At 47.4% G+C, this 25,439-nt stretch carries 17 protein-coding genes, 1 tRNA gene and 1 pseudogene; 10 read left to right on the forward strand and 9 right to left on the reverse strand.

What is annotated here, in order from left to right; genetic code table 11:
* Positions 1 to 23: 23 nt before the first annotated feature.
* The 3 genes from treS to BM021_RS06845 are packed head-to-tail and all read left to right on the forward strand — an operon-like array spanning position 24 to position 10,304.
* Positions 24 to 3,359: a maltose alpha-D-glucosyltransferase gene (treS, locus tag BM021_RS06835; protein WP_090720214.1), complete on the forward strand. Its 3,336-nt coding sequence runs from the start codon at positions 24 to 26 to the stop codon at positions 3,357 to 3,359.
* Positions 3,356 to 5,182: a malto-oligosyltrehalose trehalohydrolase gene (treZ, locus tag BM021_RS06840; RefSeq protein WP_090720216.1), complete on the forward strand. Its 1,827-nt coding sequence runs from the start codon at positions 3,356 to 3,358 to the stop codon at positions 5,180 to 5,182. Before treS ends, treZ begins: the two co-directional genes overlap by 4 nt.
* The gene (locus tag BM021_RS06845; RefSeq protein ID WP_090720218.1) at positions 5,175 to 10,304 is read left to right on the forward strand and encodes a malto-oligosyltrehalose synthase; all 5,130 of its coding nucleotides are present in this window, start codon (positions 5,175 to 5,177) and stop codon (positions 10,302 to 10,304) included. Before treZ ends, BM021_RS06845 begins: the two co-directional genes overlap by 8 nt.
* 224 nt (positions 10,305 to 10,528) lie before the next feature.
* Here the strand turns inward: BM021_RS06845 and ampD are convergent, their stop codons facing one another.
* Positions 10,529 to 11,077: a 1,6-anhydro-N-acetylmuramyl-L-alanine amidase AmpD gene (gene ampD, locus BM021_RS06850; RefSeq protein ID WP_090720220.1), complete on the reverse strand. Its 549-nt coding sequence runs from the start codon at positions 11,075 to 11,077 to the stop codon at positions 10,529 to 10,531.
* A gap of 84 nt (positions 11,078 to 11,161) precedes the next feature.
* On the opposite strand from ampD, the gene tmk reads away from it, so the two are divergent.
* The 7 genes from tmk (at position 11,162) to BM021_RS06885 (ending at position 17,910) form a co-directional block, all read left to right on the forward strand.
* Positions 11,162 to 11,785 carry a dTMP kinase gene (gene tmk, locus BM021_RS06855; protein WP_090720222.1) on the forward strand — a complete coding sequence of 208 codons (624 nt, stop codon included), beginning with the start codon at positions 11,162 to 11,164 and terminating at the stop codon, positions 11,783 to 11,785.
* Positions 11,778 to 12,863 carry a DNA polymerase III subunit delta' gene (gene holB, locus BM021_RS06860; RefSeq protein WP_090720224.1) on the forward strand — a complete coding sequence of 362 codons (1,086 nt, stop codon included), beginning with the start codon at positions 11,778 to 11,780 and terminating at the stop codon, positions 12,861 to 12,863. The genes tmk and holB overlap by 8 nt, the downstream gene beginning before the upstream one ends.
* Before the next feature lie 354 nt (positions 12,864 to 13,217).
* Complete coding sequence (locus BM021_RS06865; RefSeq protein WP_090720227.1) at positions 13,218 to 15,266, forward strand: integrin alpha; 2,049 nt, start codon at positions 13,218 to 13,220, stop codon at positions 15,264 to 15,266.
* 34 nt (positions 15,267 to 15,300) lie between these two features.
* Complete coding sequence (locus BM021_RS06870; protein ID WP_090720230.1) at positions 15,301 to 16,350, forward strand: TIGR03032 family protein; 1,050 nt, start codon at positions 15,301 to 15,303, stop codon at positions 16,348 to 16,350.
* A gap of 136 nt (positions 16,351 to 16,486) precedes the next feature.
* The gene (locus BM021_RS06875; RefSeq protein WP_090720232.1) at positions 16,487 to 16,891 is read left to right on the forward strand and encodes an RNA-binding S4 domain-containing protein; all 405 of its coding nucleotides are present in this window, start codon (positions 16,487 to 16,489) and stop codon (positions 16,889 to 16,891) included.
* Between the two features lie 56 nt (positions 16,892 to 16,947).
* The gene (locus tag BM021_RS06880) at positions 16,948 to 17,733 is read left to right on the forward strand and encodes an aldolase (protein ID WP_090720234.1); all 786 of its coding nucleotides are present in this window, start codon (positions 16,948 to 16,950) and stop codon (positions 17,731 to 17,733) included.
* Positions 17,734 to 17,833: 100 nt separating this feature from the next.
* Positions 17,834 to 17,910: transfer RNA gene (locus BM021_RS06885), tRNA-Val, on the forward strand.
* Between the two features lie 179 nt (positions 17,911 to 18,089).
* On the opposite strand, the gene BM021_RS06890 is transcribed toward BM021_RS06885, so the two are convergent.
* From BM021_RS06890 to BM021_RS15735, 8 genes and pseudogenes are all read right to left on the reverse strand, one after another.
* On the reverse strand, positions 18,090 to 18,254 hold the full coding sequence (locus BM021_RS06890) for a DUF1328 domain-containing protein (RefSeq protein ID WP_090720235.1): 165 nt from the start codon (positions 18,252 to 18,254) through the stop codon (positions 18,090 to 18,092).
* 307 nt (positions 18,255 to 18,561) lie between these two features.
* Positions 18,562 to 20,106 (reverse strand): FAD-dependent oxidoreductase, encoded by a 1,545-nt coding sequence (locus BM021_RS06895; RefSeq protein WP_090720238.1) that lies wholly within the window; start codon positions 20,104 to 20,106, stop codon positions 18,562 to 18,564.
* A gap of 190 nt (positions 20,107 to 20,296) precedes the next feature.
* Complete coding sequence (locus BM021_RS06900) at positions 20,297 to 21,685, reverse strand: flavin-containing monooxygenase (RefSeq protein ID WP_090720240.1); 1,389 nt, start codon at positions 21,683 to 21,685, stop codon at positions 20,297 to 20,299.
* Positions 21,669 to 22,532 carry a phosphate ABC transporter ATP-binding protein gene (locus BM021_RS06905; RefSeq protein ID WP_090720242.1) on the reverse strand — a complete coding sequence of 288 codons (864 nt, stop codon included), beginning with the start codon at positions 22,530 to 22,532 and terminating at the stop codon, positions 21,669 to 21,671. Before BM021_RS06905 ends, BM021_RS06900 begins: the two co-directional genes overlap by 17 nt.
* A complete protein-coding gene (gene pstA, locus BM021_RS06910) occupies positions 22,532 to 23,380 on the reverse strand; it encodes a phosphate ABC transporter permease PstA (RefSeq protein ID WP_090720244.1) in 849 nt (282 codons plus the stop codon). Before pstA ends, BM021_RS06905 begins: the two co-directional genes overlap by 1 nt.
* The gene (gene pstC / locus BM021_RS06915) at positions 23,377 to 24,267 is read right to left on the reverse strand and encodes a phosphate ABC transporter permease subunit PstC (protein WP_090720246.1); all 891 of its coding nucleotides are present in this window, start codon (positions 24,265 to 24,267) and stop codon (positions 23,377 to 23,379) included. Before pstC ends, pstA begins: the two co-directional genes overlap by 4 nt.
* Positions 24,224 to 24,991, reverse strand: coding sequence for a phosphate ABC transporter substrate-binding protein (locus BM021_RS06920; protein ID WP_256207819.1), 768 nt, complete (start codon positions 24,989 to 24,991; stop codon positions 24,224 to 24,226). Before BM021_RS06920 ends, pstC begins: the two co-directional genes overlap by 44 nt.
* Positions 24,992 to 25,255: 264 nt before the next feature.
* Positions 25,256 to 25,439: pseudogene (locus BM021_RS15735) on the reverse strand (hypothetical protein); the annotation flags it as partial.

The raw sequence follows: 25,439 nt of genomic DNA on the forward strand, positions 1-25,439 counted from the left end.
ATGAATGAGTGATAAAAAAATTTATGCATATCGAGGAAGATACTTTCTGGTACAAAGATGCCATCATTTATCAATTACATGTGCGTACTTACTGTGATAGTAACGGTGATGGGATTGGAGACTTCACCGGGTTGACCTCTAAGCTGGATTATTTGAAAGGACTTGGAGTCAACACACTTTGGCTGTTGCCATTTTATCCATCGCCTCTGCGGGATGATGGTTACGATATTGCTGATTATAGCGGTATTCATCCTGATTACGGCACGATAGCTGATTTCCGTCTCTTTCTACAAGAAGCCCATAAGCGCGATCTCAGAGTCATCACTGAATTAGTCATTAATCATACGTCGGATCAACATCCCTGGTTCCAGGCAGCCCGTATAGCGCCGCCCAGCTCTACCAAAAGGAATTATTATGTCTGGAGCGATACCGCCAAGAAATATGAAGGTACACGCATCATTTTTACTGATACGGAAAAATCTAACTGGACATGGGATGAAACAGCAAAGGCGTATTACTGGCATCGATTTTTTTCTCATCAACCTGATCTCAATTTTGCTCATCCACATGTCATTAAAGCAGTATTGCGTGCTATGAGATTCTGGTTCGACATGGGCGTAGATGGGATGCGGCTGGATGCCATTCCTTACCTGTGCGAGCGTGAAGGTACCAGCAATGAAAATCTTCCCGAAACTCATGCTGTCATCAAGTATCTGCGCGCAGAGCTGGATCGGCATTACACCAATCGGGTATTTCTCGCCGAAGCCAATCAGTGGCCGGAAGATGTCTATGAATATTTTGGCGATGGAGATGAGTGTCATATGGCATTTCATTTTCCACTCATGCCGCGCATCTTCATGGCAGTGGCCCAGGAAGATCGTCACCCGATTATTGAGATTCTCGCGCAAACACCAGAAATACCTGAGAACTGCCAATGGGCTGTATTCCTGCGCAACCATGATGAATTAACGCTGGAAATGGTTACAGACCGTGAGCGGGATTACATGTATCTGACTTATGCGACAGATCCTCGTGCGCGGCTTAATCTTGGCATTCGAAGGCGACTCGCACCGCTTATGGAAGGCAATCGGAGCAAGATCGAGTTGATAAACAGTTTGCTACTTTCCATGCCGGGTTCTCCTATCATTTATTATGGGGATGAAATCGGCATGGGTGACAACATTTATCTGGGTGATCGTCATGGTGTGCGGACACCGATGCAATGGAGCCCTGATCGCAATGCTGGTTTCTCCCATGCCGATCCGCAGCGATTATATTTGCCGCCTCTGATGGATCCGTTGTATGGCTATGAAGCAGTGAATGTGGAAGCTCAAAGCCGTAATGCGAATTCACTACTAAATTGGATGAAGCGCTTAATTCTTACCCGTAAAATTCACAAAGCTTTCGGTCGTGGCACGCTTAAATTTTTGCATCCGGGTAATCGCAAAATACTCGCCTATCTGCGCGAATATCAGGGCGAAAAAATTCTGTGCGTAGCCAATCTCGCAAACACCGCTCAGCCTGTCGAACTGGATCTTGCGGCATACAAGGGTTGTGTTCCAGTTGAGTTGCTGGGACGGACTGCTTTCCCTGCTATTGGAGAACTGCCTTATTTACTAAGTCTGCCAAGCTACAGTTTTTATTGGTTCCGATTGGCTATGGATGTGGATGCACCTGTATGGCATGTGGATAAACTTCCGCGAGAGGAACTACCAGTTTTAGTATTACCCGAAGGATTGCTGAACGCACTGATGTCCAAGCCTAAGGGGAAGGTCAGTGATGTGCTAGCTCGGAAAACCCGTGCAAAGCTGGAAACTGAAGTTTTGCCGCTCTTCCTTTCAACGCAGCACTGGTTCATGCAAGGGGCGGAAACTCTTGTTCGCCTCGAATTAGAGTTGGCAGATATCTGGAAAACAGTAGAAAGTAAAGAATGGTTGCCGTTGCTGATCAATCTCACCTTTGATACAGGGATAGTCCAGACTTATTTCCTGCCGGTGGGCTTATTGCTGGGTGAAGCTGCCGATCAGCAATATCATGCTTTATCACCATGGATGCTAGCCAAAGTCAGGCAACATGCACGTGTAGGTATGCTTTATGATGCTTTAGGTGAAGATGCTTTCTGTCATTTCTTACTGAATGCCATCGTAGCCGAGTTGCACCTTCCTTTTGCTTCGGGTGAGATGGTATTTTCCAGAACCTCGGCGTTTCCGCAATTGCCTGAAACATTGACTGTGATTCGACCTGGCGTGGAGCAAAGCAATACATCCATTGTGTACGGTAATCAAGCTATCCTGAAAGTTTACCGGCGAGTACAAGCAGGTATCAATCCGGAATTGGAGATGGGGCATTTTTTAACAGAAATATCGCCGTGCTCAAGCGTTACGCCTTTGATGGGCAGCGTGGAATACCAGACTCGTGATACTGTTACTGCTATTGCGACATTACATCGTTATGTGCCAAACCAGGGTTCTTTTGGGAACTATACACAAGATTATTTAAACCGCTACTTCAAGCTGTGCATCGAAGAGCCTGGCCGGGCCTATGATCCTAATGCGCACATGGATTATCAGGCACAGATGAATACGCTGGGACAACGTACAGCTGAGTTGCATCAAGCATTATCTCAAAAGACCGGCAATTCCGCATTTGATCCTGAACGCTTGTCATTAAGTGAACTTACTGCTCACGCAGAGCAACTGCGAGCAAGGCTGATCGCCATTTTTGATAAATTAGAACAACTCTTCACACATTTGCCCGGACCATTGCACGATATGTGTAGCCATCTGCTCAGCATGCGGCTACGTATGCTGGATCGAGTCACTTATTCGCTGCCAGATGATCCAGTGTTATATAAGATTCGTATTCATGGAAATTATCATCTTGGTCAGATATTGATCGTTCATAACGATTTTATTATCACGGACTTCGAAGGTGATCCGGATCAGCCTCTGGAAATACGGCGTGCCAAACAATCCCCGCTCAGAGATATTGCAGGGCTATATTATTCGCTTTGTACCCATATGGCATCGGTGCAATATCGCTATCTTGCTGAATGTCCCGATCATCGTGATTGGCTGGAGCCTTGCGCGCAGCACTGGATGGCGACTGTCACCGATGCTTTTCTATCCGGTTACCGCACGGCAATTTCCGGTTGTTACATTTATCCGCTCGAGCCGATGCAAGAACAAAAATTGCTCGAATTATTCCTGCTGGAGAAGATGTTGAATGAACTGGATATCGCTCTTACCGAGCAATCTGCCGCACTGGAATCTGCGGTGCGGATCATGCTGAGTTTGATCGTTGATAACAAACTGTTTCCCGAGTTTTCTTCTGTACAACCCGCGGAGATTAAGTTGTGAGACGAAGCCATGCAATGCCCTTTGGCGTTCAATTTACCCCAGAGGGTAAGGTGCGCTTTCGCCTCTGGGCACCTGCTGCACGGCAGATTAAGCTTTTTCTTGATGATGAAGAGCCAGTACCGATGAGAGCACTAGAAGCTGGGTGGCATGAGTGGATAAGTGAGCTGGCGCAAGCGGGTAGCAGATATCGTTATCAAATTGATGATGGGCTTTGTGTGCCTGACCCTGCTTCGCGTTATAACCCAAATGATGTGCATGGAGCAAGTGAGGTAATCGACGCCGCGGCTTTCGACTGGCAAGATAGTGCTTGGCGCGGCCGACCGTGGGAAGAAACGGTGATTTATGAAATGCATGTCGGCACTTTTACTCCGCAAGGTACTTTTGCTGCCATCGAGCAAAAGCTAGATTACTTGGCTGAACTCGGTGCAACAGCCATAGAACTCATGCCAGTAGCGGGTTTTCCCGGTTCCCGTAGCTGGGGTTATGATGGTGTCTTGCTTTTTGCGCCAGACAGTATCTATGGCTCGCCCAACGATTTCAAACACCTGATACAAAGCGCTCATCATCATGGCATGATGGTACTGCTTGATGTCGTTTATAATCATTTCGGACCGGAGGGCAATTACCTGCACTTGTATGCTCCGCAATTTTTTACTGAGCGGCATCACACGCCATGGGGTACAGCTATCAATTTTGATAGCGATGAAAGCCAGATAGTGCGCGATTTTTATATTCACAATGCCCTCTACTGGCTTGAAGAATATCATCTTGACGGACTGCGGCTAGATGCCGTGCATGCGATATTCGATCATCATCAACCTGATATTCTTGAAGAACTGGCGCGGGCAATACGTGAAACGATCGGTGTGGAGCGGCATATTCACCTTATACTTGAGAACGATCACAATGCAGCGCGCTATCTTACGCACGGACAGAACAAGCAAGCCTATAATGCTCAATGGAATGACGATGCACATCATGCCTATCATGTATTGCTGACCAATGAACGTGATGGTTATTATGCTGATTATTCGGACAAGCCTATCCACCATCTGGGGCGTTGTTTGGTTGAAGGATTTGCTTATCAAGGTGAGACTTCTGCTTACCGCCACGGCACATCGCGCGGTGAACCAAGCGCTGATCTGCCTCCTTCGGCTTTTGTTACCTTTCTGCAGAATCACGATCAGATTGGTAATCGTGCATTAGGTGAACGCCTTGTAAGATTGGCTGCACCCGAAGCATTGCGCGCGGCTACCATCATTTTTTTATTGTCGCCCTCGATACCCTTGTTGTTTATGGGTGAAGAATGGGGAGCACGCGAGCCCTTCCCCTTTTTTTGTGGATTCAAGGGCGAATTGGCCCAGGCTATAACAACAGGGCGACGTGCCGAATTTGCTCACTTTGAATATTTTCGTGACTTTACTGCACGCGAAGCAATTCCAGATCCCTGTGCGTCACATACTTTTGATCTGGCACGGCTGGATTGGCTGAAACAGAAATGTTCGCCCCATCGGGAATGGCTCATGTTGTATCGAGAGCTGTTGGCTTTACGGCGGCAAGTCATTATTCCGCGGTTGGCTATTACCCATGGCGACAGTTATCAAGTGTTTGCATCGCATGCGCTGCGCGCTGACTGGCAAATAGGAAGCGATGCATGGTTGACAGTCTACGTTAATCTAGGAGCAGCATCGGCTGATTTGACTGCTGCGCCATCTGGCAGAATGTTTTATGGCAGCGTGGAGAATCTCGATCAACAGCTGTCATCTGGCATATTACCTGCATTTTCGGCAGCCTGGTACTTATTAGAGGATAGTAATGAATAGTAGTAAGGATGAATTAGAGTTACTGGCAGGGCTCAGTACTCTAGCTGATATTTTGCCTGCTTATATTGATAACTGGGAGCAGCAGCACGCGACTTCTCCAGCCACTCAACGGGCGCTGCTGACTGCTATGGGATTTGATATTTCTACACCAGAAAAAATCGCTGCCGCCATTGAGGAACGTAAATTACGTCCTTGGCAGCATATACTTGAACCCGTATCAGTGATCCGGCAAAACACACCTTGGGTACGTGTGGTTCTGCCGGATGCGTATGCCGATGAAGAATTGACATGGCGGCTTATTTTGGAAGGCGGCGGAAACCTAACTGGTCAATTTCATCCGCAGGAACTGACACCACTGGATACTCGAGAAGTGGGTGATGTAGATCACACAGCCTGGCAGCTTGAAATATCCGAATTGCCGCCGCCGGGATATCATTACCTGGAACTTTTGCATGCTGGAGAAATGATTGCGCGGCAATCGATCATTGTCGCGCCTGCTGTTTGCTATCAGCCGGTAGCAGTGACTGATTCCGGCCGCGTCTGGGGACCGTCCGTCCAACTTTACACGGTGCGGTCTGAACGCAATTGGGGAATGGGCGATTTCACGGATTTGCGACGCCTGGTGGAGCAGTGGTCATCGCAAGGTGCAGATATCATTGGCATCAACCCTGTGCATGCGCTGTTTCCACATAATCCGGTGCATGCTAGTCCGTACAGTCCTTCAAGTCGCCTGTTTCTCAATATTCTTTATCTTGATGTGGAAGCCATTGCTGATTTTCACGAATGTGAAGCAGTACACGCCATGTTGCGCACTCCTGAATTTCAGATACGCCTGGAGGGATTGCGGGCAACCGACAAAGTGGATTATGCAGGGGTTGCAGCGCTCAAACTGCCTGCGCTTGAAATGTTATATCGTCATTTCTGTGAGCAGCACCTCGCGCTGAATAGTAAGCGTGCTGAAGAGTTCCGGATGTTTCAGAAGCGTGAGGGCAAAGCGCTTTATCGGCATGCATTATTCGAGGCGCTGCAAGAGCACTTTCATAAGCAGGATCCTGCGGTATGGGGTTGGCCGGTTTGGCCTGCAGCTTATCGGGATCCTCAAGCGATTGAAGTAAGCGAGTTTGAAAAACAATATCAGGATCGCATCACTTTTTTTGTTTATTTGCAATGGCAGGCTGATCTGCAGCTTGCTGCCGTAGGATGGCGTTCACTTGAACTGGAACTTGGTGTGGGCCTGTATCTCGACTTAGCAGTGTCGGTGGATATCGGAGGTGCCGAAGCTTGGTCTAATCAAGCACTGTATGCTATCGGCATAGGTATCGGCGCGCCTCCGGAACTCAATAATCAGCTTGGCCAGAATTGGGGATTGCCTCCCTTTGTGCCAGACCGACTGCGCGAGGCAGCCTACGCCCCTTTTATTGCTATCCTACAGCACAACATGCGACATGCGGGGGCGCTACGTCTTGATCACGTGATGGGACTGATGCGTCAATTCTGGGTACCTGCAGGCGTATCACCTACCGAAGGTGCTTATGTGCGGTACCCTTTCGAGGATCTGCTTGGCATTTTGGCTTTAGAAAGCCAGCGTAATCAATGCCTGGTGATTGGTGAAGATCTGGGAACTGTACCAGAGGAAGTACGTGCTGCATTGGCGCCTTTGGGGGTATTGTCATATCGGCTGCTGATCCTGGAAAAAGAAGCTAGCGGAGATTTTATTGCACAAGCAAATTATCCTGCACAGGCGCTTGCAGCGGTAACCACGCATGATCTGCCGACTCTGGCAGGTTTTTGGGACGGACGTGACATCATATTACGCACTGATTTGCAATTATTCAGTTCTAACGAAGCCCGCAGAATTCAGGTCATTAATCGCGCTAAGGAGCGCGCTCATCTTCTACTGATGCTGGAACAAGCTGAATTGCTACCGGAAGGCGTGACGGTCAATCCTGTATCATTGTCTGCTGCGACGCCAGAATTTATTCAGGCAGTATATGTTTATCTTGCCCGTAGCCCATCCAAAATACTGATGGTGCAGATTGAAGATATACTGGGCGTACTCGATCAAATCAATATTCCGTCGACTACGACGCAGCATCCTAACTGGCAGCGCAAGTTACCTGTGAATCTTGAAGTCTGCCTATCAGATCGTCGCTTACTCGCTATGACGGCGGTGATGAGACAGGAACGCCCCAGAATCCGCATCGCGCCAACTTCCGCGAAAAAACAAAGCCTGCGAATTCCACTTTCCACTTATCGCCTTCAACTTAACCGCAACTTTACTTTCGTGCAAGCCAAGCAATGGGTGCCTTATCTGGCTCGCCTGGGTATTAGTCATATTTATTGCTCACCCTATCTCAAGGCGCGTCCCGGTAGCAATCATGGCTATGATATTGTTGATCATAATGCCTTCAATCCAGAAATCGGTACAAAGGAAGAATTTGAAGCTTTTTGCGCCGCGCTGCATGCACATAACATGGGACAAATTCTGGATCTGGTGCCGAATCACATGGGAATAATGGGAGCGGATAATCAATGGTGGCTTGACGTGTTGGAAAATGGCCCCATTTCAGTATATGCACCGTTTTTTGATATTGACTGGAATCCTCTCAAAGAAGAGTTGCATGGCAAGGTGTTATTACCTATCCTGGAACGTTCGTACGGTGATACGCTGGAAAGTGGTGAATTAACCCTCGGCTTTAATGAAGAAGTTGGTAGTTTCAGTGTATGGTATTACCAGCACCGGCTACCCATCACGCCTCGCGAGTATCCGCGATTGTTACAGCATCGCCTGAACTTGTTGAAAGCACAGCTTCCAGTTGATAGTCCTGATTTGCAAGAACTTACGAGTCTGATCACTGCGTTTGATAACCTCCCAACACAGGAAATCACCTCGCCGGACAAAATCCTGGAACGACACCGCGACCAGGAACTGCTCAAGCGACGTCTTGCAGCATTGGTAAATATCTCGGCACCCGTTCAGCAAATGATATCGGATACGGTCAACGATTATAATGGCAATCTGGAAGATCCTGATTCTTTTACTTTATTGCATGCGTTACTGGAGACGCAATCCTGGCGTATCGCCAACTGGCGCGTAGCCTCGGATGAGATCAACTATCGACGCTTTTTTGATGTCAACGATCTCGCGGCATTACGCATGGAAGATTGTCATGTATTCGAAGCCACTCACCAGCTCGTGCTGGAATTGATTACTGAAGGTAAAGTGGATGGGTTGCGGATTGATCATCCCGATGGGTTATTCGATCCCATGCAATATTTTCAGCGACTTCAGGATCGTGTTGCGATGCGATCGCCCTCCATGGAAGGAGAAAAAGCAGTTTATATCGTGGCGGAGAAAATCCTTGCCAGCCATGAATCGCTGCGTGAAGATTGGGCCATTCACGGCACTACGGGGTACGATTTTTGTAATCTGATCAACGGTCTGTTCGTCAATCCTCGCGCAAAAGCAGCACTGGAACGTACCTATCGTTCATTTACTCACTCGCAACTTGATTTTGAAGAACTCGTTTATCGCAGCAAGCACCAAATCATGAAACATGCGATGGCCAGCGAACTCAATGTCATGGCAGGGCAATTGAGCCGTATCTGTGAATTGCGGTCACATACACGCGATTTTACAACTAACAATCTGCGCCATGCACTTGCCGAGGTAACTGCTTATCTCCCTGTTTATCGCACTTATGTTCGTGATGGGCAAGTGACTGTACTGGATCGCCGCTATGTAGAGTGGGCAGTGGCGCGCGCCAAGAAAATGACTCAAACCCTGGATGTGAGTGTCTTTGATTTTCTCAGTTCTGTTTTATTGCTCGATGCTGCGATCGGTAAAGATCAACCTTATATTGATGCCATCACTGCATTTGCCATGAAGTATCAACAATTTTCCAGTCCCATCATGGCTAAAGGCTACGAAGATACGGCTTTCTATCAGTATCATCTTCTGAGTTCCTTGAATGAAGTAGGTGGTGATCCTCGCCATCTAGGTACTTCAATAAAAGCTTTTCATGCTGAAAACGGCAAACGTCGAGAACGCTGGCCTTATTCCATGCTGAATACTTCTACTCATGACAGCAAACGTAGTGAAGATGTACGTTCCCGCATCAATGTACTATCTGAAATACCTGCCGAATGGCATGAACAGGTAATGCGCTGGCGGCGGCTCAATAAGAGTAAAAAACAGTTAATCGACCGCAAAGAAATCCCTAGCGCTAATGACGAATATTTGATTTATCAAACTCTGATCGGTATATGGCCATTGGAGGAAACAGATTTGGTTAGGCAGGAAGCATTGATTGAGCGCATTGAAGCTTATATGTTAAAGGCAGTGCGTGAAGCGAAGCAATATACCAGTTGGATTAATCCCAACACGTCGTATGAAGATGGGCTGCAAGCTTTTATCCGAAAATTATTAAGCACATCAAGTACCGCCGAGAATACCTTTCTTACTGATTTCCTGCTATTTCAAAAACGTATAGCACGCTGGGGAATGTTTAACTCGCTGTCACAAACCTTACTGAAGCTGACTGTACCTGGTGTGCCAGATATCTATCAAGGCAACGAGATATGGAATTTTAGTCTTGTAGATCCTGACAACCGTCGACCCGTCAATTACTCTCAATGCCAAAAGTTACTCAAAGAAATGGAAGCATATTCCAGTATGTCTCGAAACTCGCTAACGCAACAAATAAGACAGTTGCTTAACAGCATGACAGATGGTCGTACCAAGCTGTATCTTACATGGCGATTATTGCAGAGTCGCCAACGCTGGCCTGGGCTTTTCCGGGATGGCGCTTATTTACCTCTCTCGACTGCCGGGCCTCTTGCAGATTATGTATGTGCTTTTGCCCGTCATGCAGACAATATTACCCTGATAGTGGTGACACCGCGCTGGTTCACACGGCTCACACCCACTCCTGATAAATTACCTTTAGGTTCTGAAGTATGGAATGAAACGGTTATTGAGACTCCTAATCTTGTTGTAGGTGCCCAAGGCATAAATGTATTAACTGGTGAGACGGTCTCAGTCATTCCGAAGGATAAGGAACCTAGCCTTTCTGTTTCCGTGGTGCTCACTTCTTTTCCCGTCGCATTGTTGCAGTTTTGACTGGCCAGTAAATCGGAATAATGTAAATTCTCCTGTGTTTGAGGCAGGCATGTAAGATCTGGTTGTCTGCCATACTGCACGGGATGAATGTGAAGCAGCAGAGAAGGAGGAACAGGAAACAGCTATTCGCGATGGCTAAACAGATTGCCGAAGAACAGAAGAAGAGAGCCGGGACGAGCCGCGAAGCTAGCAATTTCATATAAGAGTCATTTAAATTTAACAAATTAGATAATGCCGCTATCTAGGCCAGCAGCATACCTCTTCCAATCAAAGTAAGGTCCTGGATCAGTTTTGCGATCAGGCGCAATATCAGAATGCCCGGCGATATGTTTGATCGGATAGTGATTGCACAAGCACTTCGTCAGAGCAGTCAATGCTGTATATTGCGCATCGGTAAAAGGCGTGATATTGCTGCCTTCCAGTTCAATGCCTATCGAGAAATCATTGCAGCGCTCTTTGCCTTGCCAGCAGGAAACGCCTGCATGCCAGGCGCGATCATTGCAGGATACAAATTGTATTGTTGCGCCATCACGGCGGATGAAAAAATGTGTGGATACTTTGAGTCCCTGTAAAGATTGATAATAAGGGTGCGCTTGCGGGTTAATCCGATTCGTGAATAATTCAATCACACCATTGCCGTCAAATTCGTTGAGTGGGAGGCTGATGTTATGGATCACCAACAAGCTGATCTCAGTGCCAGCCGGACGTTGATCGAAATTAGGGGAAGCGATAAATTGGGCGGTATTCAATAAACCGGAAGCATCGATGTGCATGCGTTAAAATAAGCGGTAATTGCGTAGGGATGCATAGTAGCTCACTTGAATAAAACTTGAAAACCGATCATTCATAGATACAGCATGCGAGGCAAATTTATTACCCTGGAAGGCATTGACGGTGCGGGCAAATCGACCCAACTTACCTGGATCATCGAGTTATTGCAGCATGTGGGATTGCAGGCAGTGGTAACTCGTGAGCCCGGGGGAACACCGTTAGGTGAGCAGTTGCGTACTTTATTGCTGGATAAATCCATCACCATGCACCCGGAAACAGAAGCGTTATTGATGTTTGCCGCGCGTCGCGAGCATATCGATAAAGTGATTCTGCCGGCATTAAAGCAATGCCAATGGGTAATATCGGATCGCTTTACCGATGCGAGTTTCGCCTATCAGGGCGGCGGCAGAGGTCTGGATAGCGACAAACTGGCTATTTTGGAACAGTGGACGCAAGGCGCGCTGCAACCAGATTTGACGCTTTATTTCGATGTGCCGGTGGAGTTAGGGCGGCAGCGTGTCAGCCAATTAAAGACTACCGACCGGTTTGAAAAAGAGCAGGTTGATTTTTTTCAGCGTGTGCGCGCAGCTTATCTCGACAGAATCCGGCAGTTCCCTGATCGCATCAAATTAATTGACAGCAGTCGGCCTTTAATGGAAGTCAAAGCTGCAGTTGAGCAAACATTACGGTGTTTATTGAATCATGAGTGATATCTACAGTTGGCAACAGGGTATCTGGCAGCGATTGACGCAACACGGTGAATTTCGTAGCCATGCATTGTTACTAAAGGGAAAAAAGGGCATCGGCAAATACGATTTTGCGCGTCATCTGGCGAAGTCATTGTTATGCACCGCGCCTGCAGCAGGGCGGAAAGCGTGTGGGAAGTGCTTAAGTTGTGGATGGTTTGAGCAGAACGGACATCCTGATTTTTATCAGGTCATGCCGCAGGCGCTATCGGTCGATTCCGCTGAGCAGCGCGAAAAAGAAGAAAGGGAAGAAAAATCCAGTAGTTCAACAATAAAGAAAACCGCCAGCCAGCAGATCAGTATCGAGCAAATTCGTAAGCTGACGGAATTTGTGTATATGACTGGGCATCAGAATGGTTACAAGATTATTCTGATTTATCCTGCAGAGGCCATAAATAGCGCAGCAGCCAATGCACTGCTCAAAAAGCTTGAGGAACCACCGGAAAATGTTTTGTTTATCCTGGTAGCTCATCAAGCGCAACGCTTGTTGCCAACGATACGCAGTCGCTGTCAGCAGATCGCTATGCCGATACCGGACATTGAAACGGCGGTGGCGTGGCTAAAACAACATGCAGTGAATGATCCGCAAGCAAGTCTAGCTGCCGCTAGTTTCTCCCCGCTATCGGCTTTATTGCTGAATAAAGGCGAAAATGCAGTCTGTTACGAACAATTCATTCAGCAAATTGCTGATCCCAATCGGCTGGAGCCGATTTCTCTGGCCGCAGCCTTGCAATCAATTGATTTATCTACTACTGTCAATTGGTTACAAAAATGGTGCTATGACTTAGCCAGCTATCATATAACCGGGAAAATTCGCTATCATCTGAAGCGGCTGCCTGCAATCCAGGCGTTGAGCAAACAATTGGATTTGCATGCGTGTATCGCCTTTAGCCGGGCCTTAAACTCAAAGCAACAACTGTCCCTCCACCCACTCAATCCGCGTTTGTTTTTGGAAGAAATGTTTATCGACTATATGGCGATGATGCGCAAAAATATAAAAAATAGTGAGTCACAATTAATTCTGAAAAATTCAAACGTATGATGCCCCGTAATTACTGGCGGTGATTAACACGATCTCAGATTTTGTCTAGAGAAACTGTACACGTTGATTACGTTTAAGGTTCGACAAGTTCACTTTGAGCGTAATGAATACCTCATGTTATTGCTCGAAGACTACCTATCAAATTTTTAAAGGAACGAAAAGGCACCGAAATATATCTCATTTCCTATAGTATCTTATCGGCATTTATTTTATGATTTTACTCAAATTATTGGGTTACGGCTCATGTAGTAAATATTGGATCATGGCCTAGCTATCAGCTCAAGCGAGGGAGAGATGATGGCAAATACTCAATAATTAGTCTATTTCCGAATTTATTTATAAGGAGTGCTAGTCATGTCAGTTATTGGCAATTTCAGCTTACTCAACCTGAATGGTAGTAACGGTTTCCGTCTGGATGGAGTGGCAGCGGGAGATCAATCAGGCTTTTCGGTAAGTGGTGCTGGGGATATTAATGGTGATGGGTTTGATGATGTGATTGTCGGCGCTTGCCTGGCTGATCCGAATGGAGACGAGTCTGGGACCAGCTATGTAGTGTTTGGTAAGGCTACGGGTTTTGCTAATGTGCTGGATTTATCCAGCCTTGATGGTACTAACGGTTTTCGGCTGGATGGCACGTCGGCGTATGACCGGTTGGGCAGGTCGGTGAGTAATGCTGGGGATGTCAACGGGGATGGTTTTGATGATTTGATTGTAGGTGCCCGTCTTACAGATCCGAGCGGCTACAATTACAGTTACAGCTACAGTAGTGGATCCGGCGCCAGTTATATCGTATTTGGCAAGGCTTCCGGTTTTGGTGCTGCAATAGATTTATCCAGTTTAGACGGCAGCAGCGGTTTCCGTCTAGACGGAGAATTGGCATATAGCGCTTCGGGTCATTCGGTCAGCAGTGCGGGGGATGTCAACGGGGATGGTTTTGATGATTTAATTATCGGTGCTCCCGATCCGTTCGCCTTAACTCCTGAGGAGGAATACAGTAGATCTGGCAATAGTTACATCGTATTTGGCAAGGCTTCCGGTTTCATTGATACCTTGGATTTATCCAGCCTCGATGGCAGCAATGGTTTCCGCCTAAATGGGGAGATGGGTGATCATTTGGGTCATTCAGTGAACAGTGCAGGAGATGTTAATGGTGATGGTTTTGATGATTTGATCGTAGGCGCGCGTCAGATAGGTCCGAACGACTACAGCAATGGCTTTGGTGCCAGTTATGTGATATTTGGCAAGGCTTCCGGTTTTAGTGCTGCAATGGATTTATCCAGTCTGGATGGCAGCAATGGCTTCCGCCTGGATGGAGAGCTACTCGCGTATGGTACCGCCGGCCATTCGGTCAGCAGTGCGGGGGATGTCAACGGAGATGGCTTTGATGATGTGATTGTGGGCGCCAGTAGCGCCAGCTTGAACGGTACCAGTTATGTTATATTTGGCAAGGCTTCCGGTTTTGGTGCTGCATTGGATTTATCCAGCCTCGATGGCAGCAATGGTTTTCGTTTGGATGGGGAGTTGGGGTATAGCGCCCGGGGTCATTCAGTGAGCAATGCGGGCGATGTCAACGGTGATGGTTTTGACGATGTGATTGTGGGTGCCTCCGGCGTCGATTTGAATGGCATAAACTCTGGGGCCAGTTACATCGTATTTGGCAAGGCTTCCGGTTTCAGGGATACATTGGATTTATCCAGCTTGGATAGTAGTGACGGTTTTCGCTTGGATGGGATGGCGGAGCATGATTATTTGGGTAATTCGATCAGCAGCGCGGGGGATATTAACGGGGATGGTTTTGATGATTTGATTGTTGGTGCTCCTGGTGCTGATGTTAATGGCAGTAACTCTGGCGCTAGTTACGTGATATTTGGCAGTAGCGATTTTACTGGTGAGGTGACTTATGTGGGTACACCCGGGGATGACAGTTTCAGAGGTACATCGGCAACAGAGCGCTTTGAAACTGGTGATGGCAATGACACAATGATCGGTCGCGGTGGCGCAGATGTGTTTGATGGCGGCGCTGGCAACGACAATATCTGGGTATTTGACCTTGATTTCCAATTAGCGGATGGGGGTGCTGGTAACGACGTGCTGCACTTAACGGGTAGGAATTTGGATCTGAATCTGGCAAGTTATGGTGATAAAATCAGTGATATCGAAACTATTTGCCTGTCCGGTACTGGTGATAACACGTTGACCTTAACTGCAGCAGGCTTGCTCAACCTGTCGGATACTACGAATGTCTTGAAAGTGCATGGCAGTGCCGGCGACCGTGTTATGGGACTTGATAGTGGCTGGGCGGATGAAGGTCTTGATGCCAATGGGTATTTTCACATTTATACGCAGGGGAATGCGGTTTTGTTAGTCGGAGCAAACGTGACGACAGATTTTGTTTTTGGTTAGGAAAGATTTCATCATTTAAAGAGCAAAAAACTTAATGGATAATCATGAAACTGCCGCACCGACTCTGGAAATCACGACTTCGCGCCAAATGCTGTCCTGGTTGGCCGAGCAGCGTCTTGCCATAGCGTTGACAACCTACCAGATTGGCAAGCTGTACTTTATCGGACTTAAACCCGATAACGGACTTTCGGTATTCGAGCGCAGCTTTAACCGCTGTATGGGTTTGTGTTCGACACCGAATGGTCTGTATATGAGCAGTTTGTATCAAGTCTGGCGTTTCGAAAACGTATTCGAAGCCGGGCAGCAGCAAGACGGCTACGACCGGTTATATGTGCCACAAGTAGGTTATACCACCGGTGATCTGGATATTCACGATATGGCAGTGGATCATGATGGCCGACTGGTGTTCGTCAATACTTTGTTTGGTTGTCTGGCTACATTGAGTGAAACGCACAGCTTCAAGCCGCTATGGCGTCCTGCTTTTATCAGCAAATTGGCAGCCGAAGATCGTTGCCATCTAAATGGCTTAGCGATGAAAGATGGTCAGCCGGCTTATGTTACGGCTGTTAGCCAATCTGATGTGGCTGATGGTTGGCGTGAGCATCGTACCAGTGGCGGTATAGTCATCGATGTGAAGAGCAACGAGATTGTTTGTACCGGCCTATCTATGCCGCATTCGCCGCGTTGGTATAACGGCCGGCTGTGGCTGCTTAATTCCGGCACCGGGGATTTCGGTTATGTCGATCTTGAGACAGGTCGTTTTGAGCCGCTGTGTTTTTGTCCTGGCTATATGCGCGGCTTAAGCTTTCATGGTGACTTCGCTCTGGTAGGCTTATCCAAACCCCGTCAAAATAAAACGTTTAGTGGTTTGGCATTGGATGTCAACTTAAAATCACGCAATGCTGAGGCGCGCTGTGGTGTGCAGGTAATCGATTTGCGCACCGGCGATGCGGTCCATTGGTTGCGTATGGAAGGGGTGGTTGAAGAGCTGTATGACGTAGTGGCTTTGCCTCATGTGCGCCGTCCGATGGCATTGGGCTTTAAGACTGATGAAATTCGGCGGGTGCTGAGTATTGAAACGTAGTGCTTCCACTAACGCTGGGCAAGCTGGTATTTTTGTCAAATGACGAATTTAAAGCGTTTTTGTAGTGTGCTGTTCTCGAGCGGCTCGTAACTTCGTAATTTAGTCAGTATTGTTGATTGGTTGTGACAGCATAAATATGCAACCTAAAAATAATATAGAAAAATATCGTATCGATAAGTGGCTGTTCGCGGCGCGTTTTTTTAAAACTCGCTCGTTGGCGGCTGAAGCGGTTGAGCGCGGGCGGGTTACTTTGAATGATCAGCGGGTAAAACCTGCCAAGGTGGTTGCAGTAGGAGACATGCTAACGATCCGTATCGGTAATTATCAATATGTAATTAAGGTATTGGTATTATCCAATAAACGGGGTTCAGCAACGCAAGCGCAGCAGCTTTATAGTGAAACGGACGAAAGCCGGGAGCAGCGGCAAATACTGGCTGCCCGCTTAAAAGCGCAACCACAGCCATTTTTTACCAAAGGTCGACCCACCAAACGCGACCGGCGTGAGATAGAACGGTTTATCTCCAACCAGGATGAGTTCTGAATTTGTGAAGGAAGTATTACTGCCCAGTTTAATGACTATCACCCAGCGAGAGAGCAATGAACAATAAAACCTTTAATCTGGATAAAGACCAGTTGATTAAACAATCCTTCGTACAGATGGATATGCACTTGCAAGGTACAGACTACACGCAGGCGCAGAAACTGGCACTGACTTGCAGGATTTTGTTTGATAACGGGCATGATTCAGGATTGGCAGGGCAGATCACGGCACGTGGCGAAAAAACAGGAACTTATTTGACGCAAAGACTGGGTTTGGGTTTTGATGAAATTTGCGTGAGCAATCTCTTGCTTGTTAATGAAGATTTGGAAGTCTTGCAGGGCGACGGCATGGCAAATCCCGCTAATCGTTTTCATTCATGGTTATACCGTGCCAGACCGGATGTACAGTGCATTATTCATACTCATGCCATACACACTGCTGCACTGAGTATGTTGGAGGTTCCGCTGGAAATATCGCATATGGATAACTGTGTGCTGTATGATGATGTAGCTTTTTTGCCCAAGTGGCCAGGTGTACCGGTAGGCAACGAAGAAGGTGAGCTGATTTCCAAGGCGATTGGTAACAAACGCGCCTTGCTGTTAGCACATCACGGGCTGCTGGTTGCCTGCCCGAGCATTGAAGAAGCCTGTATTTTATCCATTGCTTTTGAGCGAGCTGCACGCATGCATTTGCTGGCAGCCGGTGCGGGCAAGATTCAACCCATTGACCCTGATTTGGGGCGCGAAGCACATGACTGGATTCTGCGCGGACAGCGCAGTACGGTGGGTTTTTCTTACTATGCACGGCGCAGTCTGAGAAAAAATGCCGATTGTTTACAGTGACTTTCGATTGAATTTGAACGCCAGATTAATCACTATCTTAGCTGCCAACGCATATATGAATTGTACTGGTTAGCTGTTTCGGTTAGAATCCGCTCTTCCCAGGCGCGTAGCTCAGTTGGTTAGAGCACCACCTTGACATGGTGGGGGTCGTTGGTTCGAATCCAATCGCGCCTACCAATATAAATCTCAATAAACCACAGGCTGATGTAGAGTCTTTTTTGTATCTGCCGACCTGATAAATTTAATTACCTATCAAACAACCGGGTATTAAATTTATCAGACGGTAGATAATTTCTATCTTTTTGCTTGTATTGATAGAATACCAGCACTTTATCGCAAGAATTTGGTTAAATATTTTAGGGAGGAGGGCGTCTTCCGGTAAAAAAGAAGAAGATTGCCATGATAATACCTATCACGAATGCAATCCAGGCAATTTGTGTAGCTGTACCTGCAATCCCACTAAATCCCAATACGCCAGCAATAATCGCTATGATTAAAAAAGTAACTGCCCAACTGATCATGTTTTTCTCCTTAATTTTCTATAACTACTGTTTATAAAAATTTCTTATTCTTTAAAATCAGTGCTAAGAATAAGAATACTAGAGTTCGAAAAACACATATTATTAAAACGATATAAGCAAGAGTCTATTAAAATCCCTACTATTAGTTAATTTTCCTTTAAATTTTTAAAAAAGTCGGTTCGATATCGTACGTTTGAAAAAAATGATAAGTATCCGTATTTGTTGAGAGGAAAGTTTATTAAACAGAATATTGAAACCGCATTCTCAAAATATCTATGGGAAGATTTCGTTTTAGTGTCATACACTTCTAAGCCTTGTTTAACTCGAGATTGACGACCGCTAGCGGAGTTGAAGCGGGGCCATGTAATACTTCACCATTCGTGTCAAAGCGTGATCCATGGCAAGGACAATCCCAGGAACGCTCTGCAGAGTTGAAGTGAACAACGCACCCTAAGTGAGTACATTTAGCAGACACTGCGTGCAATTGGCCTTGGTCATCCCTATACACTGCCCATTTGTGTGGGCCATCCTGAACAATTGCGCCTTGTCCTGCTGGAATATCCTGAATGGAGTCTACCTCGCCCCCTCTTAACCAGTCGCTATACTGGACCAGTGTGTTAGCTTGTTCCGTAACAAAGTCGGAAATGCCATGAATGACTTTGCGTGCTGGATTGTATATGGAAATCCATGGGTTATGCCGCCCCATAATATGATCGGTAATAATCAATCCGCCAATCGTGCCATGTGTCATCCCATTACCGGAATCACCTGTGATGACATATACATTATTATCATCCATGGGATTGTGCCCAAGAAATGCAGGTCCATCCGAGGGCTCTATGATTTCACCCGACCAGCGATATTCGACTGACTGTGCCATTGGGAAGCGTTCACGAACCCATTGTTCAATTTCATCATAGCGATGCTCAGGGTGAATGTCTTGCCCTACTTTATGATCCCTGCCACCCACAATGAGTATTTCAGAGCCGCTTTCGGACTCCGGCGTTTCAAGGCGCACATAATAATAAGGATCTCCAGTATCCCACATGAGAATGCGCGGCACGCTTTTCTTAGGAACACGGACACCAATGACATATGTTCTATATGCGGCTTGTTTGGTATGCATGACTACTTTATTATTGAAGGGAGTATTGGTTGCAACAACTACTGATTTGGCTTTAATTTCTCCGCCATTCGTACTCACTGTCTGCATTAATTTGTCGCCTTCAATCTTCAATGCACGAGTGCCACAATGGATGACACCGCTATTACGTACAAAAGCATTTGCTAATCCCTTCAAATAATTGAGTGGATGAAATTGGGCTTGGTTAGGATATTGTATGCAGGGGCCGGTAGTAAAACTTATGCCAGGAACTTGTTCCAGTTTCTGGACGGCGATGCCCGCTCTGCGAGCAGCTTCAAATTCCTTTTCGATATTTTTGAAGTCTTTCTCGGAAAATGCATATAAATAACCATTTAAGCGCTCAAATGAACAATCAATCTGCTCTTTTCCGATAATAGACTCGACTAAATCCACTGCTTTCGAAAAACTGTTGGCCACTAAGGCCGCATGCTCGGCTCCAAAATCACTTTCAATGTTGTGATACCACTCGTCTGGAGGAAAAAAATGCGCTGTCGTACGTCCAGTTTCACCAGAGCCAATGGAGTGGGCATCAATCAGTATTACTTTCTGATTTTGTTCGGTTAGAAGATATGCTGTGGTAAGACCGGCAATTCCAGCACCGATTACGCATACGTCGGTTTCAGCATCGTCCTCAAGCGGTGGAAAGGTAGGGAGCGTTGTCGTAGCCTGCCAGATGGAAGTGGAAGAGTCATTTCGAGTAGATTGCATGTCTTTTCCTTTATTAGTAACCAAACTCGGTTTGCACAATAAATTAAACGGCCGCATTAAAATCAATTTAGCTCATACATAGCTATGAGTCTGTGTGATGCAGCACATATCCAAAAAATTGGCCAAAGTCCCATCGAGAGCATGGTTTGAGACTCGCTTGGATGAACGCTTGTGATATTGAAGAGAAAATTTAGTCAGTAATTGGCAAAGGAAATTGCCTGACCCAGTCTTTCAGCAACTTGCCATAACCCCAGTGTTCCACTTCGATATAATGACGAGTGGATTCTTTGTAATTGACGCCGCCGCTGAGATGCTGATGCGGATTGGCCTTGCGTTTTCGAAGTACATCTGCCGAACTATGCCCATCTCGAACTGCTGTTGCAAATCGAGCCGCTGCCAGCATCTGCCAATGGACCAACCCGAACTGACCGCTATCCGGCTGGATCAAGCCGGCAATAAATAGCGAATCGTAATTTGGATGGAAGATATTGAGATACAAGTGGGGCCGCCCATCCTGCCAGTTTAGATGGCGGTTATCAATGAAAGGAAAACGGATCAAGTACCCGGTGGCAAACACGATCATATCCACTTCAATCGATGACCCGTCAATAAAATACACCGTGTCTCCGTCAAATCGCTCGATATCAGGTTTTGGTATGATGTCTCCTTGACCGACATAGTAGGGTAGCAGCGAATTGATTACTGGATGGGTCTCAAAAAGTCGGTGATCCGGCTGTGGAAGGCCAGTTCTTTCAGGCCGACCAACCAGGAGCCGGTGCAAGGCAGTTGCAGTCAGCCTGCGAAACCAGAGCGGCAAGCGCAGCGCTAGCAGCTGATCACCGACCTGATCGATAGGACGAGCGAAGATGTGCTTGGGCATGTACCAGTATCCCCTCCGTGTACTGTGCCATGTACAATCTGCAATCTGAGCGGCTTCTACGGCGATATCACAACCACTGTTTCCACCTCCAACGGCGAGAACGCGTTGGCCAGCGAAGATATCCGGGGTGCGATAATCAGCTGAATGTAGTGATTTGCCGGAAAACACTCCACGATATTCGGGCAATTTAGGAAACCAATTGTGTCCATTCCCAATGACCAACACGTCGAATCTTTCCGCATGACCATTCTTGAAGGTGATTACCCAGCCGGTGCGGGCATCACCCTCAGTGACTGGCTCGACACGAATCACCTCAGTGGAAAAATGAATGTGTTCAACCAGGCGAAATTGCTCGGCATAGGCTCGCAGGTAGGCCAGGATTTGAGAGTGGTGGGGATAGTCAGGATACTCCTGTGGCATCGGAAAATCGGGATATTCTGTGCCGGGCTTTGAAGAGATGGTATGGGTAGATCGATACACGCGGGCGCAAGGCTTTCCGTAGTTCCAGTTGCCACCAAGGTCATCTTCCCGCTCAAAAACATGCACTTCAAAACCATGGCAGAGAAAATGCCTGGCTGCGACAAGTCCGGAGCTACCAGCACCAATGACCGCAACTGTTTGCTTCACTGTACAACTACCAGAATCCGATTGAGCTTCTGCTGGTACATCATTCTCATAGCGACTATCCTCGAATACCATTGATATAAGATGCCGTCAGTTCATGGGCGGGTGTTTCAAAAATATGTTGGCACTGACCAAATTCAACAAGCTCTCCTGCACGCTCCTTTACCCAGAAAACTGCGGCGTAGTTAGCAATACGACGCGCCTGCGCCAGATTATGCGTAACGATGACAATGGTGTAGCGGCCGCGCAAGCGGCTGATCAAGTCCTCCACCACCCCGGAAGCAATGGGATCAAGCGCGCTGCAGGGCTCATCCATCAACAATATTTGTGGACTCAAAGCCAGTGCGCGCGCAATGCATAAACGCTGCTGCTGACCGCCCGACAGACTGTGTGCCGCAGTGTCCAGACGATCGCATACTTCATGCCATAGCCCGACATCGCGCAATACCTGTTCGATAATCGCTTCCACCTCGGCGCGTTGTTTAATGCCGTGTTCATGCAATGGCAGTGCGATATTGCGGCGGATCGACAACGGAAATGGCACCGGTTTCTGGAACACCATGCCGATTTGCCGCCGCAGTGCCTGCACATCACAGGCAGCATCATAGATATCGTTACCATCGATAAGAATCCGCCCTTGTACTTTGCAGCCAGGAATCAAATCGATCAAGCGATTCAGCGCTGACAGGAAACTGGTTTTGCCGCACCCTGAGGGACCGATCAAAGCGGTGATACAACCCCGGTAAATATCCAGTGTGACATTCTCCAGTGCAGTTTTAGTGCCATATTGAAGCGACAGATTTTTGACCTGAATCACAGGTTCTGGATCACAGCAGGCAGGGCCGGTTTGTAATGGTCCCAAGGTAAAAGCATTGTCACAGCAGCGATTAATCTGCGTAGATTGAGCTGGATTCGATGTCATCAAAGTATGATCCTTCTGCGTTGCAGGTCATAGGAAAGTTTCATGGCAAGAATATTGATGCACAACAGCAAAGCCACCAATACCAGAGCCGAGGCGTAAGCTGGTTGGTCGCCGCCGGGCACATTCATAGATAAATCGTAAATATGCAATGCCAAAGATCGCCCTGAATCGAGCAGTGAGCCAGGCGTGCGGTCGACATATCCGCTGGTGAATATCAAGGCTGCAGTTTCTGCAATCGCACGGCCGATACCCAGAAGCAATCCCGCTGCAAGTGCAGGCGCTGCCGCAGGCAATAATAGATGCACGAGCGCTGCCGTCTGCGACATGCCCAATGCCGCAGTAGACAATCGATAGCTTTGCGGTACAGCGCGCAAGCCGGCTTCCGCTGTACTGACAAGAATCGGCAACAGCATGCAGGCCAATGTCAAACCCCCGGACAAAATGGAAAACCCCATGCCCAGATAAATACTAAAGAATGCGTTGCCAAACAATCCAAAAACAATCGACGGCACACCGGCCAGCACCTGCAGGCTGAAGCGGATCGCTATGCCAAAGCGGCTAGCAGCGGGCACAAATTCAGCCAGCAATACTGCCGTTGTCCAGGCAAGTGGCAAGGCGGCGATTAAGGCCACCATCAGTATCCATAAGGTAGAAATCAGGATCGAACCAATACCGCCCGAACGCCCGGCATCGCGCGGCGATTCTGTTAGAAAATCCCATGACAAGTGGCTAACTCCGCCGCGTACCAGATCAATCAGTATCCAGACAAAAACGGTACTGACCGCTAATACCGCCAGGTAGATCAACCATTGCACCAAGGAATCACGGTATAACAGCCACTTATTCATGCGGAACTGCTCCAATCCTGATTGTTTCTTCTTAACCAGCCAGCCGTTGCTGCAAGCAGCATGACCAGCAGCATCAGTAACAGGCCAGTTACAAACAATACTGCGCGGTGATCTCCCATGGCATAGGCCATTTCCAGCGCAATATTGGCGGCCAGGGTACGAATGGGGTCAAACAGGGTAGTAGGATGCTGCACGACATTGCCAGCAACCATTAAAACTGCCATGGTTTCACCGAGTGCCCGTCCCGCAGCCAGAATGATGCCTGCGACAATTCCTGTTTGTGCCGCAGGCAATGCAACGCCATAAATCATCCCCCAGCGCGACATTCCTAATGCCGCTGCATTTTGCAAAAATTCATCAGGAATCGCTTGCAGCGCTGAGAAAGCAGTCAGCGTGATGGTAGGTAGTATCATCAATGCCAAAACCAGGATCGCAGCCAGCAAACTGGCACCCGGCGGATGCCATTGCGTGATGAGCGGAACCAAAGTGGTCAATCCCCAGAATCCAAAAACTACGGAAGGAATACCCGCCAGTAATTCAATCAAGCGCTTATACGGCGTGGCAAGATGAGCAGAAGCATAAAAGACGATAAATAGTGCGGAAGCAAGACCCAGTGGAATCGCCAGCAGCAATGCACCAATACTGGCCAGTACAGTGCCCGACAACATCGGCATCAAATTGTAGGATGCTTCGAGCGGGTGCCACGATGCATCCAGCAAGAACCGTGCGGGGGCCAGCTGAAACATGGCAGGCCACGATTCACGCAATAAAAAAAACAGAATCAACAGCATGACCAGGGCGGCAATTACCGCCCCGAAACGCAATACCCACTGTACCAGTTTGTCAGTCACGGAATGGGACAAGATATTGCGCTTCGACCAGATCATGCGCTTGTGGTGAACGGGCAAATTCAATGAAGCGCTGGATTAATCCCTGTGGCTCGCGGGACATCACCAGATTGAGCGGGCGGGACAAGGGAAAAGTTCCGTTACGCACATTGGCGACAGAAGCTTCTACACCATCCAACGCTAATAACCCGATAGGTGCACCCCGCTGGGCTTCATATTCTGCCGCGCCAATGGATACATAGCCAATGGCATGTGGATTGCCTGTCACAGCCTTGATGCCTTGCGCGTTATCACCGATGATGATGTGTGGTTTGATTTCACTGTTTTTCAATTGGAAATAGTGTAAAAACAATTCCAGTGTTGAGCGTCCCTCAGCTTTATTGATCACAATAATTCGTGCATCGGCTCCTCCCACTGCTTTCCAGTTGATTATTTTGCCGGTATAAATATCTGCGATCTGCTGTTTGCTGAGCGCGATAACCTGATTGTTGGCATGCAGAATAATGCTGACGCCATCCAGCGCGATGGTAAACGCACGCAAGTCATGCTCATCCGGTTTGAGGGCGCGCGATACCATCCCAATGTCGGCAATGCCATTCCGTGTATCCTGTATGCCGCGCGCAGAACCGCCGGTTTGCACATCAATGCGTACACCAGCGTTGATGGCCTCAAACCGCCGCGCAATTTCACCCATCAGCGGCGCCACGGTACTAGAACCTGTTAACACCAGCCGCTCCGATGCAGCGTTTACGTTAGCTACCATGTGAAGCATCGCTATAATAAAAACCGAACAAAACAATAAGAAAATTCTGTTATTGGAAGTATCCATATTTTTAATATTTAATAACTAATCAAATTGATTAAAATTAATGACTTCGTTAAGGATAGCCTCTCTGGTTTCTTGTGTATTTTTGAGACTTGTTGGTGTGTGACAAATAAATTTAGGCATCTTGTTTTAGGTGACTTCCTTGTGAGTCAGAGTAAGTAATTTAACTATTCTATTAGCTAAACGAGCTTTCACTAAACTTCAATAATTCCAGTTATGTGTCTCGCCGCAAGCATGACAATAACAAGCATAAAGTGCGTTATACATCACCTTTCCGTATGGGCGGATTCGTATAATAAGTGCAATTTTCTGAGTTGGGTGGTCAGCTGTTATATTTTGACCATTTAACTTGCTAAAGGAAAATGCCAAATGAAGTACAAACAAC

The organism is Nitrosomonas sp. Nm166, assembly GCF_900112825.1.
Classification (GTDB): Bacteria; Pseudomonadota; Gammaproteobacteria; order Burkholderiales; family Nitrosomonadaceae; genus Nitrosomonas.

Excerpts from the sequence above, each read along its gene's own strand:
- ampD (WP_090720220.1), bottom strand. The coding sequence starts at position 11,077 with ATGCACATCGATGCTTCCGGTTTATTGAATACCGCCCAATTTATCGCT.
- BM021_RS06880 (WP_090720234.1), top strand. The coding sequence starts at position 16,948 with ATGAACAATAAAACCTTTAATCTGGATAAAGACCAGTTGATTAAACAA.
- BM021_RS06875 (WP_090720232.1), top strand. The coding sequence starts at position 16,487 with ATGCAACCTAAAAATAATATAGAAAAATATCGTATCGATAAGTGGCTG.
- BM021_RS06870 (WP_090720230.1), top strand. The coding sequence starts at position 15,301 with ATGGATAATCATGAAACTGCCGCACCGACTCTGGAAATCACGACTTCG.
- BM021_RS06845 (WP_090720218.1), top strand. The coding sequence starts at position 5,175 with ATGAATAGTAGTAAGGATGAATTAGAGTTACTGGCAGGGCTCAGTACT.
- treS (WP_090720214.1), top strand. The coding sequence starts at position 24 with ATGCATATCGAGGAAGATACTTTCTGGTACAAAGATGCCATCATTTAT.
- pstC (WP_090720246.1), bottom strand. The coding sequence starts at position 24,267 with ATGATCTGGTCGAAGCGCAATATCTTGTCCCATTCCGTGACTGACAAA.
- BM021_RS06900 (WP_090720240.1), bottom strand. The coding sequence starts at position 21,685 with ATGGTATTCGAGGATAGTCGCTATGAGAATGATGTACCAGCAGAAGCT.
- tmk (WP_090720222.1), top strand. The coding sequence starts at position 11,162 with ATGCGAGGCAAATTTATTACCCTGGAAGGCATTGACGGTGCGGGCAAA.
- BM021_RS06865 (WP_090720227.1), top strand. The coding sequence starts at position 13,218 with ATGTCAGTTATTGGCAATTTCAGCTTACTCAACCTGAATGGTAGTAAC.
- BM021_RS06920 (WP_256207819.1), bottom strand. The coding sequence starts at position 24,991 with ATGGTAGCTAACGTAAACGCTGCATCGGAGCGGCTGGTGTTAACAGGT.
- BM021_RS06905 (WP_090720242.1), bottom strand. The coding sequence starts at position 22,532 with ATGACATCGAATCCAGCTCAATCTACGCAGATTAATCGCTGCTGTGAC.
- BM021_RS06890 (WP_090720235.1), bottom strand. The coding sequence starts at position 18,254 with ATGATCAGTTGGGCAGTTACTTTTTTAATCATAGCGATTATTGCTGGC.
- pstA (WP_090720244.1), bottom strand. The coding sequence starts at position 23,380 with ATGAATAAGTGGCTGTTATACCGTGATTCCTTGGTGCAATGGTTGATC.
- holB (WP_090720224.1), top strand. The coding sequence starts at position 11,778 with ATGAGTGATATCTACAGTTGGCAACAGGGTATCTGGCAGCGATTGACG.
- BM021_RS06895 (WP_090720238.1), bottom strand. The coding sequence starts at position 20,106 with ATGCAATCTACTCGAAATGACTCTTCCACTTCCATCTGGCAGGCTACG.